Raw genomic sequence first — 15,155 nt, forward strand, 5'->3', positions numbered from 1 at the left:
TCATGAGTACGTTTCGAGCCGCCAGTGACGCGATTACTCGCCCCATTAATGGGACTCGCCCTTCGGGTCAGCACAAGTGCTGTTCAAAAACGTCGTGACGTTTTTGTCTGACGCGGCACTGACTTTCACGGCATCCATGCCGCTCACTCGGTACTCATGCCCACCGATGCATAATTTTTACGCCGAATAGCAGTAAAACCTCACCATAAACTTATAAGAGACAGTCTCCTCGTCAGAGGCTGTGGGGTTAAACCCACGGTTACACCATATTGACGAGCAGCCCTTGCTGCACCAGTACATCTCCCAGGCTGTTGGCGCTATCCAGCGATGAATGGTGGTAGACATCAAAGTGTTGGCCATCAACATCGCGCTGTCCTACCGTGCTCCAGGCTCCTTCGCCTGGAATCAGGTTCACCTTGCTACCTTCGCCCCCGACGATCAGCAGGTCATCTTCTGGTCGGTCGGTGACATTCAGGGCGCGATCGAGATCCAGCGTGATGCTGTTGGTGCCGTTTTGGCCTAAATCGAAGATCTCCACGTTGTCGATTTTCAGCCCCAAGACGGTGAGATCCAGATTGAGCTCGGTGCCATCCAGAACCAGCGTATCAATGCCGTCGCCCCCATCGATCTGGGTAAAGTCGAAGGTTGAGAGCGTAATGAGGTCATCACCTTCGCTGCCTTCGATATCGGTACCCGTTTGCACGCTGCCGTCGGCCAGACTGATGACGACACCGCCGATGGCATACACGCTGTCATCCACTTCGGTGCTAGCGCTATTGTCGATGGTCGTTGTCTCACTGAGCGCGGCGGCTGCCATTTTCGAGCTGACATGAAGGGTTTGCACATCGGTGCTTTCCCCGCTATCGGTCTGTTCACTGGACAGCGAGGCCACCTGAGCAAGGCTGTGATCGTCGACATCCAGCGCCATCATGCTCATCAGCGGTAATCCGAGCACGATGCCTGATGTCAATCCGGCGGAAACCCCAGTGAAATTACCCGCTTGATCGGTGACGGACGCTTCAACCGCCGTACCCAGCAGCGCTGTCAAAATTGCACCCACATTGAAGATGCTGATGCCTAGCAGGGAACTGGTGAAATGCGCGCTCCACTTGCCATCGGCACCGACGGTGCCCTGTAGCGTTTGGCCGAGCAGGGTGACATTGACCTTGGCACCTTGCTGCACATAGCGTGATACCCCACTGACTGTGACACCGTTTGCCAATAGGCCAACCGTGTTACCAATCAGCGACCCAACCGCATCAATACCCAACTGCGGCAATTGGTGCGTTTTCACGATGACATTGCTGCTGGTATTGTTGATGTTGCCGTAGCGGTCGGTAACGCTGACACCCACGGATAAGTTGCCATCGGTGATATTCAACAGGTTGGCGCTCGGTACGCTGATACTCCAGGTGCCGTTGCTGGCGACGGCGGCGCTGAGCGTGAGCCCGCCGACTGTCAGTGTGACGCTACCGCCTGCCGCATTGGTCGTGGTTCCGCTGATGATCTGGTTCACGCCAGCTTCGGCCAGATTCAGGTAACCGTCTCCGCCAAACAGGGAACCAAGGTTGACCGTTGGCAGCGCGTGAACACCTACGCCGATCGACGCGCCTACGCTGGTCGTTTTCCCTGCCGCGTTGGTCAACGAGGCGTTGAGAGACAGTGTACCGTCCGTCAGACTATTGAGATCGAGCGAAGGTAGGCTGACGGACCAGGTGCCGTTGTTTTGCACCACAGCAGAATACGTCTTGATACCTAGTGAGATCTGGATAGTGGAACCTATCGCATTGGTGCTGGTGCCGCTGATAATCTGACCCGCAGCCGCTTCGACCGCATTCAGCAAACCATCACCGCCAAAGAGTGGGTTGATGGTCAGCGTAGGCTGGCCGTTAATCGCCACGCTAAGCGCGCTGGTTCTTTCGCCCACGTTACCCGCTGCATCCACCAGACGGACGCCGACGTTAGTGGCACCATCGGTGAGGGCTTTTAGGTCGAGGTTAGGAACCGGCAGGCTCCAACTGCCGTTTGCGCCAACTGTCGTGGTGTAGGTTTTGCTTCCCAATGTGACGTTGAGGGCGGTACCGGCAGCCACATTGGTCGTCGTCCCGCTGATAGTTTGTGCGCTCAGTAGGCTGGTGAGATCCAGTACGCCGCTGTTGAACAACGAGTTAAGGGTGATGGTTGGCGGTAATATGGCGATGTTAAGGCCAGTGCTGATGCCATTGCTGTTGCCTGCCGGATCGGTCACCGTCGCACTGACGGTGAGGTTGCCGTTGGCCAGACCGGACAATTGTAGCGGCGTTACGCTAGTGCTCCAGGTGCCGTCATTACCCACGGTAGCGTTTAACGTCAGGGTGCCGATGCGTATCACCACCGACGATCCTGCTATCGCGTTGGTGGTGGTGCCACCGATCGTCTGTGTCAGCGCCGCCTCTGCGGCGTTAAGGAAGCCATCGCCGCCAAACAGCGAGCCAAGACTAATCGTCGGCAAGTTTTTGGCAATGATGTTGATGGTGTTATTGACCGTACCAGTGTTGCCGGAGGTATTGGTGACGGATACGCCAAGCGTCGCGCTGCCATCAGCCAGTGCGCTAAGATCCGACGGTTGCAGTGTCAGGCTGAACACGCCACCCGCCCCGACGGTAGATAAGAACGTTTTGCTGCCAAGGGTAACGGTAACCTGCGATCCCACGCTTGCATTGGTTACCACGCCACCGATAGTTTGTGCTACCACGGCTTCTGCTGCATTGAGGAAGCCATCGCCGCCAAACACAGGGTTCAACGTAATCACCGGCTGTGTGAAATCGAACTTGATACCCGCGCCACCGTTGGCACTATTGCCTACGGTATCTGTTGCGGTTGCAGTCACGGTGAAATCACCATTGCCTAACCCTTGCAGGATACCCAATACGCTAGGGGTGACTGCTACACTCCATTTGCCATCTGCACCGACGACGGCTGTCGCTATTTGTGAACCTGAGATGTTGAGCGTAATGGTTCTGCCAATCAGACCCGTGGCGGTGCCGCTGAGGGATTGGTTGACCAGCAGATCGGCCAGATTGAGCACGCTATCACCAAAGACCGGGTTGAGCGTAATGCTCGGCAGGTTCCTGATGACCGTTGGAACGTTGACGATCTGGCTGGTGGTGTTACCCGCATGGTCGGTGACCGCAACGCCCAGTGCTAAGGTACCATCCTGCAAGGCTTGCAAAGCAAGGGCAGGAACGGACAGGCTCCAGGCACCGCCAGCGCCGACGGCAATACCGGCATAAATAGTGTTACCCAGCGTCACCGTGACACTCGCGCCCGCAGCGATATTCACATTGCTGACCACGCCGCTGATAATCTGGCTGGTGGTGACATCAGCCGCATTCAGTGCGCCATCGGTGAAGGCAACGATGGAGTTAATCACGGGTAGTGATTTCAGCACGTCAATGTCGATCAACTGATTTTTCACGTTACCGTGGGAATCAACAATATCCACGTTAACCTGCAACAGCCCGTTATTTAACCCATTGAATAATGTCGAAGGAAGCGAAACGCTCCAGGCACCGTTGGCGCCCACTGTGGCCTCCACCGTCGTACCCAGCACGGTGACCTGTACTTTCGCACCCAGCGTGTCCCCCGTTGCGTTACCACTGATGACCTGCGTCACCAGCGATTCGGCCAGATTGAGGATGCCATCATTACCGAAGATATCGTTAATACCGGCGCCAAGCGTTTGGTTCAGCGCGACGTCCAGCGTAGCATCAACGTGTGTCGTGTTGCCGGATGTATCGGTCAGCGTTACACCGATGACCTGCGCGCCGTCGATCAGACTTTGCAAATCGACAGACAACACGGGGATCGTCCAGGTTCCATTTGGGCCAACGGTGGTTGTGCCGGTTAACGGCCCCGCGGTGAGCGTCACGGTGGCACCTATTTCGCCCGTCCCAGTAATGGTTCCGCCTGCCAGCGCCTCTGCCAGCGTCAGGATATTGTCATCGAACAGCGCGACGCTGAGTAGCGGGATGGCGGTATCGACGGTAACAGCCTGCGTATCAGTGGTGGTATTTCCTGCTTTATCGGTGAGTGTCGCGGTGATGGTGTGGCCACCGTCGGCCAACTGCGCCAGATCGGAGGCGGGGACATTCACGCTCCAGGTTCCTGTTACGGAAACCTGTGCGCTGTAGGTTTTCCCATTCAGACTAATCGAGACGATTTGCCCTACTTCTGTGACCGAGGCCGTACCCGTAATCGCCTGCTCTGTCGTCATTTCCGAGGCGTTGAGCACGTTATCTGAAGCAAAAGAGACGATATCCAATGTAGGAGCAATGGTGTCCACGGTGACGATCGTGGTTGTGGTCGCGTCCAGCGATGTGGCTGTTACGTTAATAGGCCCCTGACCGGCAAAGGTCGGCAGCGCTGAGATGGTGATGCTCCAGTTGCCATTCACATCGGTAATGGGCACAAACATTGCCGATCCGACCTGGAGACTCACGGGGCTCATGGATGACGTAGGACCGACTGAACGCCCGGAAATGGTGATGTTGCCGTTGATCTCGACGGCGTTGATGATGTTGTCGATCGAAATCGGGTCAATGGTCATCACCGTCTGCGGTGGCGTCAGGTTGACGTTAAAGTTAACGCTGGTCGGTGTTGTTGGGTTTCCGGCCCGGTCTTCCGCGCTGACGGAAAGGGCGTGCTGTGTATTGGACAGCGCGATGAGCGCCGAAGACGGGATGTTAACGCTCCAGATACCGCCGGTGAGCACTTTCGTCGTGTAGTCATTGCCATTCAGCCTGACGGTGACATTTTGCCCGACCTCCAAACCAGTTGATGTCCCGCTGACAGCCTGCGTGGCGTGGCTTTCGACATAGTTAAGGCCGTCCAGACCGGCGAAGGCGGTAATCGCGACGGTTGGCGCGGCTTGTACGGCCAGGATTGCCTGAGAATGTAACGTGCCGCTGTTACCTACGCTGTCTGTCGCCGTAATGCTGATGTTTTGGGTTCCGTCAGCAAGCAGGGCAAGTTGAACTGGCGTCAAGGTTGCCGTCCAGATTCCTCCACTAATTTGCGTGGCGAGCGTCTGGTTGCCCAGCATGACGGTCATACTCACGGCGTCACCCGCGTTACCGCTTAATGTCCTGCCCGCTAACGTTGCGGCTTCGACAATATTCAGATAACCATCGTCAAACGGTGTATTGAGCGTGATCGCTGGTGGAGTGAAGTCACTGACAAACGATATTGGCGTCGAACCGACGTTGCCAGCGGCATCAACAGCCGTCACTGTGATGGTATGCGGGCCGTCAACCAGTGAGTTCAAGGCATTAGCAGGCAGCGTGACAGACCAGTTGCCCGCACTATCTACTGTCGCGGTGTAGCGAATACCGTTGAGGTCAATCTCCAGTTTTACACCTTGCCCGCTACCGCTAATCTGCGTACGGCCAGAGAAGGTGAGTGCTGACGCGGCTTCAGCGCTACTCAGGATGTTATCTATGCCAAACGGCTGCACGTCGACCATCGGGGCGGGCAGCGTCAACGCTGCGCTGATATCGCGCGGGACGCTGGAATTGGTATTGCCTACCCGATCGGTGACCGTGACAGCAATGCTGTAATTACCTTCGGTGAAGATGGCTAAATCAGCAGGGGACAGGTTTCTGGACCAACTGCCGAGTCCGTCAGCGGTGGCGGTAAAAGTGGTTTCTGCCAGCGTGATTTTATTGATCACGGTAACGGTTACATTCTGACCCACGCCAGTAATGCCGGTTTTACCCGTTAAACTCTGGATAGCCAGAATTTCGGTGGTGTTAAGAATACCGTCGCCAAAAGGCAGATCCAGCGTTGCCGCAGGCAGCGTCGTCGTCAGAATATCCGCCGTGCCTGATGCGGAGCTGGTATTGCCTACGGCATCGGTGACGGTGACCGTGAAGGTTGCTGTGCCATCCGGCATGTTGATCAACGTGGTACTGTTTACCGACAGCGTCCAACTGCCATCGGCATTCACTGTAGCCGGGAAGTTGGTGCCGTTAATACTGACCAACACGGTTTGTCCCACGTTGCTGGATAATCCCGTTTGCCCGGATAGTGTGCCGCCCGGTAGTGCATCAGCCAGGCTCAGTTTGCCATCGCCGAAAGGTGTGTCCAGCGTCGCGACAGGCACGCCTACAATCACGCTGGTGAACGTTCCGCTTCCTGTTCCCGTATTGCCTGCGTGATCAGTCACGGTCACGTTGATGGTGTGTGTGCCATCGCCGAGGGCAGACAAATCGGCCGCTGGCAGCGTCACACTCCACTGACCATTTGCTGCCACAGTAGCGTTGTAGGTGGTGGTTATCGTGCCGTTGGTGATTGATACTGAAACGCTTTGGCCTGGATCGAGCAGCCCTGTCGTGCCTGTCAGCAGTTGATCGACTGTGCTTTCCGCTTGATTTAACGCACCGTCGATAAACGGTGTGGCGATACTGATGGTGAAATTGGTATTAATGACGATATCCAACGCGCCGCTTGCGCTACCCGTATTGCCTGCGCTGTCGGTGACCGTCGCGCTGACCTGCACGTTGCCATCTGCCAGTATGCTAAGCGCATTGGCGGGGATGGTGGCACTCCATAATCCTCCCGCCAGCGTCAGGCCCGTCACGGTGTAAGTCCCTATCGTGACCTGAATCACTGCTCCGACGGGCAGGTTGGTGTAACTACCGCCGATGGTTGTTGCCGTCGCCAGTTCCGAGGTAGTGAGGACATTGTTGTCATAGAGTGCATTCAGCGTCAGCGTCGGCAGCGACTGCGTTTTCAACGTGATATCAATGCTGGTTGCACTGGCATTGCCAGCGCCATCGGTCACGCTGGCCGCCAGTGTTTTCACTCCATCACCCAACGCCAACAGGTCGGTCGCTGCAATGGCGATTTGCCAGATACCGTTGCTGTCGGCAACGGCGCTGTAGACGGCCACACCCACTTTGATGGTGACCTGAAGACCCGCTTCGGCCCTGCCGCTCAGCGGTAATCCTGCCAGCGCGTCCGCCAGACCGATATCGCTGGTATCGACCAGCATGTCGATGGACAGCAGCGGTGGAACGGTATCGACCGTAAAAGGATGGGTTGTTGTGGTTGGGTTCTGTGCGATGTCACTTACCGTCGCGGACACATTCTGGCTGCCCTGCTGCAGGTTTTGAACATCGCTGGCGGGAACGGTGGTGCTCCAACTGCCATCCGCGCCAACGGTAGCCAGATACGTTTTGCTATTTAACGTCACCGTGACGCGTTGTCCGGTCTGAACATTCGTCGTTGAGCCAGAGATGAGCAGGTCGGATTGGCTATTCTGCGCGCTGATAATGTCGTTGCCTGACAGTGTCGCAATGGTGATGCCCGGCAGGTTGGCGGCATCGGTGATGACGGTAATTGCGTGCGTAGTTGATCCGGGGTTACCGCTCACGTCGGTCACGCTGGCACTCACGATTTCTCTGCCGTCAGGCACGTTGCCAACATCTGTTGCTGGAACCTGAACGCTCCAACTGCCATCTGCACCGACTGTGGCAAAGTAGGTCTGATTATTGAGGACAATGGTGACCTGCTGGCCCTGTTCCACATTCTGGCTACTGCCGTTGATTGTCAATGGCAGGCCCGATTCGGCCAGATTGAGATAATCATCGTTAGACAGTGTGGCTATCGTCAGGGTCGGTGCTCTAGCAGGATCGGTATCCAGCGTAATCGAATGGCTGACGGTGCCGGTATTGCCTGCGGCATCCGTCAGTGTAACGGTCAGATTCTGATTACCGTCAGCGATAGCCACCAAATCGGCCGTTGGCAGAGTGACGCTCCAGTTTCCGTCGCTGCCGACGGTGGCGGTGTAGGGTTTGGCATTCAGCGTAACGGTGACTGTGCGACCCGCTTCGCTGAGCGATGCGGTTCCGCTGACGATCTGATCGACTGCCAATTCCATGCCGTTGAGGATGTTGTCCTGAGCGATGGCGGAGACGGTGAGCGTAGGCGGTGTCGTATCCACGCTGATATTCTGCGTCACAATGGTTTCGTTGCCTGCGATATCTCGGACAACAATCTCCAGTACGCTAATGTTGTCCGATGGCAGGTTTTGCAGCACATCTTTAGGGATCGTGACCGTCCAGTGCCCGTTGGCATCCACCGTCCCAGCAACGTAATACCCACCGATCGTCAGGCTGACGGTTTGGCCTCTACCGCTAATCCCGGTTTCCCCACTGATAACCTGATCTTGTGCCGCTTCTGCTCCGTTTAATACGCCGTCGGTGAAAGGCGGCGTCAGCGTGATGGAAGGAAGGGTATTGATGTGTACATCCAGTGTGTGGTCGACAGTGACGGTTTCTCCGCTGATCCCTTGTACGCTGGCAGTAATGGTGTTGCTGCCATCGGTCAGAGCAAGCAGGTCGGCGCTAGGGATGTCAACAGACCATGTGCCGTCTGCTCCCGTTGTTGCCGTATAGGTTTTTACTACCCCTGCGACGGTGAGGCTGACGGTAACCGTTTGGCCTGCGGCAACGTTGGCCGTAGTGCCATCAATCGTTAGCGGCTGTCCTGCTTCCACGGCATTCAGGCGATTATCAAATGAGATGATACTGATGTTGACCGCTTCGGCGTTGGTATCCACCGTGATGGTTTGTGGCGGCAGCGTGGTGGTGTTGCCTGCTTTATCCGTCAGTGACGCCACCAGACTGTAGGAGCCGTTAGTCAGCGCCTGGATATCGCCGGAGGGAATGAAAACACTCCATGCGCCGTCGCTCTCTACGGTGGTGGTGTAGGTAATGCCATTGAACGTCACTGTCACGGTCTGGCCGACATCCGATAGTGAAGCCGTACCGGAAATAAACTGTGAGGATTGCAGCTCGTCTGCGGTGATCAGATTATTTCCGGTAAACGGTGACAGTGACAGCTCGGGTGGCGTGGTATCGACAATGATGGTGCGGTTGACCACGGTGATATTGCCAGCACTATCGCTAACCGTGAACGACAACGCATGCTCGCCTTCGCTCAGCACGCGGAGGTCTGCGGCAGGAACGGTTAATGTCCAGTTACCCGCAGCATTAATCGTCGTGGTGTACGTTTTTCCATTGAATGTAATCGTGACATTCTGGCCCACTTCACCCGTTCCGTTGAGAACCTGACCGTTTGCCAGTTCTCCCACGGTGAGGTAGTTATCTCCCGTAAATTTATCGACGGTTAAATGCGGAGGCAGGGTATCAATGGTGAGGTCGAGGGTTTTCTCGTGGATGATGCCGTTCGCGCCCGGCACGCTGACTTTTAATGAATAAATGCCGTCTTCCAGTCCGGTAAACGCATCTGCTGGCAGCGAAAATTGCCAACTGCCGTCGGCGGCAGTAGTGGTGGTGTAAACCACGCCGTTCAACGTGATGGTGACGGTTTGCCCCGCGCTGACGCCGGTGGTTTTCCCGCTGAGGATATGAGGTTGGCCGATTTCCGTACGGTTCAGCCCATTATTTCCAGCGAAGGCATCAATGGTTAAGGGTTCAGGCTGTGGTGGTTGTGGTGGTTGTGGTGGTGGCGTGGTTGTGGTGTCATTGCTCGATGATGCCACGGCGACGGCAACCCCAGCGACAGCGGCTCCGCCGAGCGCGACAGCACCTAGAATGCTGCCCAACGTGGCGGTTGTTAACGTGCTGGTGGTACTGCCAATCAGTAATGACGTCAAGTCACCCAGCGTGGCGTATTCTGGCGTAATGGCAACGGCTTCTGCCGTGAGCGCCGCTCCTTCTCCGGCAGCCGCGCCGGAGAACTGTGCATGGATAAGCCGGGTGCCATCATCAAAAACCAACTCGCTGTGATAGCCTGCTGAGTCTAGGGTGAAGAAGCTTTCATAGCGGATGGTTGTGCCGTCGTTCATGTGCAAGATAAGATCGTTGCCGACGCGCTCATAGCGAGACACGATATCTGGTGTGCCATTGATTCGAACGGTGCTGCTTTCCAGTAGTTCTACGTTCCTCGTACCCTGTGGAACATTTTCTATGAACTGGCCATTATGGCGCGACAGGATATTCACATTTCCCGCAATAATATTCATATCTGACATGAAATAGCCTCTTACTTATCTGCAACCATTGTCTGGATACATCCCCCGACAGAACGATGCGGCAACGGGAGTGTATAGGTATATGCGCAACCAAAAATGGAGCACAAAAACAGGCCTGGTTTAGATAACAGTAAAGTATGGCTAAATTGAATGCTGTGTAGACCCCTTTCCATGGGGAATATCGGCGGCATGAGATTTGTCCGATTCTTGATATTTATAGGTGTGGCTTAACTAAAAATCCAACTTTTTTGAAATGTTTTGAAAATAAAAAAATATGACAATATTCCTACATATTAAATGGCTTCGCGGCGCGATTCTTTTTTAAGACTATTAACACGCTAATTATAATGTTTAATTACCATCACTTAGCGTTTTCGATAGCATGTCGATATGTTTTTTTGCACACATTGAAGCGACGAAGGAGAGATTGGCTTGCCGTAAATAGAGGTCTTTATTTGCCTTGATTGTATCAATTTGTGTTTATTTTATTTGGCGTGGGTGTGAAGTGCTAGAGGATCATGTTGCCAGAAAAATAATAACAGCTTGTGATAATTCATTCTTTTTTCTAATGGGTTGCGTTGACGGCGCAGAGCGTGTTTTACGGGAATAGTGAGTGTGGTACAAAACTGGATATGAGAATTATTCTTGATATCACCGTCATCGCCATTACACTGCGGGCGATTGTTTTCATCATAGAGACCAGGTTGTTATGGAGTTGCTCCGCATTGTTTACCAACAATACCGTTGGCCGTTTCTCGCTGTTATTATTTTAAGTTTACTCAGTGCTGCGTTGGGCATTGGGCTGATTGCCTTTATCAACCTGCAATTGATTGAAACGGTCAATCAGTCGTTGAGCGTCTTGCCGCAGTTTCTGGGCTTACTGCTGCTTCTGATGGGGGTGACACTGGTATCTCAACTGGCGTTGACCACGCTCGGGCACCATTTCGTTTATCGCCTGCGCGGGCAATTTATCAAGCGAATTCTGGATACAAACATTGCCCGTATTGAGCAGATTGGGAGTGCGCAACTGCTCGCCAGCCTGTCCAGCGATATCCGCAACATCACCATCGCGTTTGTGCGTCTACCTGAGCTGATTCAGGGCATCGTGCTTACCCTCGGTTCGGCGGCTTATCTGGCGTGGCTCTCTCCCAAAATGCTAGTCGTAACGTCCATCTGGATTGTGGTGACTCTCTGGGTCGGGTTTATGCTGGTTTCCCGTGTGTATCGCCATCTTACCCAGGTTCGGGAAGCGGAAGATCGCCTCCAGAAAGATTACGAAACCGTGATTAACGGGCGTAAGGAGCTGGCGCTCAATCGGGAACGCGCGCAGAAACTGTATGAAGAGGTTTATCAGGCCAATGCGCGGGATTACCGACAGAATGTGATTCGTGCCGACACCTTCCATCTCAGTGCGGTGAACTGGTCGAACATTATGATGCTGGGCGCGATTGGCGCGGTTTTTTTCATGGCAAACAATCTCGGCTGGGCGGATACCAATGTCGCGGCGACGTACTCACTTACGCTGCTTTTTTTACGGACGCCGATGCTTCAGGCCGTTGGTGCGCTACCAACACTGCTGAGCGCACAAGTCGCATTTAATAAGTTGAAACGTTTCGATTTGGTGGATTATCAGGAACCTTTCTCCTCTGTAATCGCCCCTGTCGACTGGCACACGCTGGAACTGCGTGATGTGGTGTTTCGCTATGACGATTCCAGATTTGAAATTGGGCCAATCAATCTGGTGATAAAGCGTGGCGAGCTGGTGTTTCTCATTGGCGGGAACGGGAGCGGAAAATCGACGTTAGCGATGCTGCTGACAGGGCTTTATACCCCGGTGTCGGGCACGTTGCTGCTGGATAACCACCCGATTACGTCGGAAACGCGAGGGGATTACCAAAAGCTATTTTCTGCCATTTTTACCGACTTCCACCTGTTCGGACAGATGATGGGGCCGCAGGGAGCGGATCCCGATACGGCGTTGGTTGATGGGTGGCTGGATCGCTTGAATATGCGACATAAGTTGACGCTGGAAAATCATAGGGTGATGAATTTACAGCTCTCACAGGGGCAGCGTAAGCGTGTGGCGCTACTATTAGCCGTCGCCGAACAGCGCGATATCCTGCTGTTAGATGAATGGGCAGCCGATCAGGATCCGCAATTCCGCCGCGTGTTCTATCTTGAGTTGTTACCGCAGTTGCGTGCATTAGGGAAAACGATTGTGGCGATCAGCCATGACGATCACTACTTTGAACATGCCGATCGCCTACTTGAAATGCATCAGGGTACGCTGTCAGAACTGACGGGCGCAGCGCGTGAACAGGCTTCTCAGGACGCTGTGGCGCAGATTAGTCGTTAGCGCAAACCAGAGCGGCTGAATGTTGCGTTGTGAGTCACGACACACCGTTAACGTGAAGTCTTACAGGCATATATTAATTCGTTGAATTCTGGGGCATTATAAGCGCCAATGTTGGCAGGCTGCCAACAGAGTTGAGGTTTTTGACTTACAGATCAGGCACCTGACGTATCTGGTCTGCCACTTAACTCAATAAGTTGGTATATGTTATGAAAAGGATGTTTAACGCATTATTCGTTGTTGTTTTTGTTTGTTTTTCGTCTCTGGCAAATGCGGCAGAAAATCTACCTAACATTGTCATTCTGGCAACAGGCGGTACGATTGCCGGTTCGGCAGCAGCCAATACGCAAACCACTGGGTATAAAGCGGGTGCGCTGGGCGTAGAGACGCTGATTCAAGCGGTGCCTGAGCTGAAAACGCTTGCCAATATCAAAGGTGAGCAGGTTGCCAGCATCGGCAGTGAAAATATGACCAGCGATGTGTTGTTAACGCTGAGCAAGCGCGTGAACGAGCTGCTGGCACGCAGCGATGTTGATGGCGTGGTCATTACGCACGGTACGGATACGCTCGACGAATCTCCTTATTTTCTGAACCTGACGGTGAAAAGCGACAAGCCAGTAGTCTTTGTTGCTGCGATGCGTCCGGCAACGGCAATCAGTGCCGACGGCCCGATGAACCTGTACGGTGCAGTAAAAGTGGCAGCGGATAAAAACTCCCGCGGTCGCGGTGTACTGGTCGTGCTGAACGACCGCATTGGTTCTGCCCGTTTCATCAGCAAAACCAACGCCTCTACGTTGGATACCTTTAAAGCGCCAGAAGAAGGTTATCTGGGCGTGATTATCGGTGACAAAATATACTACCAGACCCGTCTGGATAAAGTTCACACCACGCGTTCCGTGTTTGATGTGACCAACGTTGATAAGCTGCCAGCCGTCGACATTATTTATGGTTATCAGGACGATCCAGAATATATGTATGACGCCTCTATCAAACACGGCGTAAAAGGCATCGTGTATGCGGGCATGGGTGCAGGCAGCGTATCCAAGCGCGGCGACGCTGGCATCCGTAAAGCGGAAAGCAAAGGCATTGTTGTCGTACGTTCCAGCCGTACCGGCAGCGGTATCGTCCCACCGGATGCAGGCCAACCCGGTCTGGTTGCCGATTCTCTGAGTCCAGCAAAATCACGTATTTTACTGATGCTGGCGCTGACGAAAACGACGAACCCAGCTGTGATTCAGGATTACTTCCACGCTTATTAATCGCTTGTGCGGTTTTTAGTGTGCTAGCCCCGCCGTTAAACGCGGGGCTTTTTATACCCGTCATACTTCAAGCTGCATGTGCGTTGGCGTCGCTACTCGGGCCACTTATGTGGACCTCGCCCCGTTGAGGCCGCTGCAAGCAGCGTTCGAATCTGCCTCTGGCAGACTTGTCAGTCACCCGAATCACTTACTTGAGTAAGCTCATCGGGATGCCCTCGCTCGCCGCGTTACAAGGCTTATGAATAAGCCTTGCCCTATCGGGCCAACGCATTGCGTTGTTCAAAACGCTAGCGTTTTGTCCTGCAACTCGAATTATTTAGGGTATATTTCCTGTCATCCCATTTTTACTTTTAGTTATTCAACTTTTCATTCCCACTGAGAAGTCACTTCCCTCTCTGTCGATTTTATCGGTATGATTCAGCCCACGACAAAGCAGGTAATCACCCCTATTTATCTTTGATATCCGAAATAGTTCGAGTTGCGGTACCGCCAACGCGTGTGCAGATTGAACTATGGCGGAACGGGTGAGTAAAAAATAAGGATTCGTCATTACATGACACACCCCATTTTTATGGTTGGTGCCAGAGGCTGTGGGAAGACCACCGTTGGGCATCAGCTGGCGCAGGCGTTGGGATATGACTTTGTCGATACCGACCTTTTTATGCAGCAGACGACCAATATGACGGTCGCTGATGTGGTCGCGCAGGAAGGATGGCATGGTTTTCGCCAGCGTGAAAGTCTGGCGCTTCAGCAGGTGGCGTCTAACCGCTGCATCGTCGCGACAGGCGGCGGAATGGTGCTAGCGGAAGCCAATCGACGTTTTATGCATGATAAAGGCATCGTTATTTATCTCCACGCGGATGCAGAGCTGCTGGCTCAGCGGCTGGAAGAAAATCCGCAGGATAACCAGCGGCCTACACTGACCGGACGCCCCATCGCAGAGGAAATGGCTGACGTACTGGCCGCGCGTGAAGCGCTTTATCGCGGTGCTGCACATCACGTTATTGATGCGTCGCAGACACCGGACGCCATTGTGGTAAGTGTGTTAAAGGCGCTGCGTTTGTCGGCAGCGTAGGGTGGTAAACGGGACACTGGCAAAATAATCATCAGTCAGTGCTACTGAGCACTAACTTTCAATGAATAGATCGTGACAGTGGCTCAACTCTCCTTTTAAGATGAATTTCCTGAATTTTTCGACAATAGGTGCCGCGCTATGCTGAATGTGAACGAGTATTTTGCAGGGAAGGTCAAATCAATCGGTTTTGAAGGCGACAGCATTGGTCGCGCCAGTGTCGGTGTTATGGATGCAGGTGAATACACGTTTGGAACCGGACAGCCGGAAGAAATGACCGTGATCACCGGGGCATTGAAAGTACTGTTGCCCGGCGCACCGGATTGGCAGGTTTTCACACCGGGAGAAACGTTTTTTGTTCCGGGAAAAAGCGAGTTCAATTTACAGGTAGTCGAGCCGACCTCTTATTTGTGTAAATACCTGTAATCTTTC

At 53.9% G+C, this 15,155-nt stretch carries 5 protein-coding genes; 4 read left to right on the forward strand and 1 reads right to left on the reverse strand.

Translation table 11 applies throughout. The features are described from left to right. Positions 1 to 259: 259 nt before the first annotated feature. On the reverse strand, positions 260 to 10,039 hold the full coding sequence (locus DCX48_19140) for an Ig-like domain-containing protein (protein QXE16438.1): 9,780 nt from the start codon (positions 10,037 to 10,039) through the stop codon (positions 260 to 262). A gap of 709 nt (positions 10,040 to 10,748) precedes the next feature. Here DCX48_19140 and DCX48_19145 point away from each other — a divergent pair. From DCX48_19145 to ppnP, 4 genes are all read left to right on the forward strand, one after another. After that, the gene (locus DCX48_19145) at positions 10,749 to 12,395 is read left to right on the forward strand and encodes a multidrug ABC transporter permease/ATP-binding protein (GenBank protein QXE16439.1); all 1,647 of its coding nucleotides are present in this window, start codon (positions 10,749 to 10,751) and stop codon (positions 12,393 to 12,395) included. A 215-nt stretch (positions 12,396 to 12,610) separates the two neighbouring features. Beyond that, a complete protein-coding gene (locus DCX48_19150; protein QXE17313.1) occupies positions 12,611 to 13,651 on the forward strand; it encodes a type II asparaginase in 1,041 nt (346 codons plus the stop codon). 553 nt (positions 13,652 to 14,204) lie between these two features. Then, positions 14,205 to 14,726 carry a shikimate kinase AroL gene (aroL, locus tag DCX48_19155; GenBank protein QXE16440.1) on the forward strand — a complete coding sequence of 174 codons (522 nt, stop codon included), beginning with the start codon at positions 14,205 to 14,207 and terminating at the stop codon, positions 14,724 to 14,726. Positions 14,727 to 14,864: 138 nt separating this feature from the next. After that, a complete protein-coding gene (ppnP, locus tag DCX48_19160) occupies positions 14,865 to 15,149 on the forward strand; it encodes a pyrimidine/purine nucleoside phosphorylase (GenBank protein ID QXE16441.1) in 285 nt (94 codons plus the stop codon). Positions 15,150 to 15,155 lie beyond the last annotated feature (6 nt).

The organism is Pectobacterium atrosepticum, from assembly GCA_019056595.1.
GTDB lineage: Bacteria > Pseudomonadota > Gammaproteobacteria > Enterobacterales > Enterobacteriaceae > Pectobacterium > Pectobacterium atrosepticum.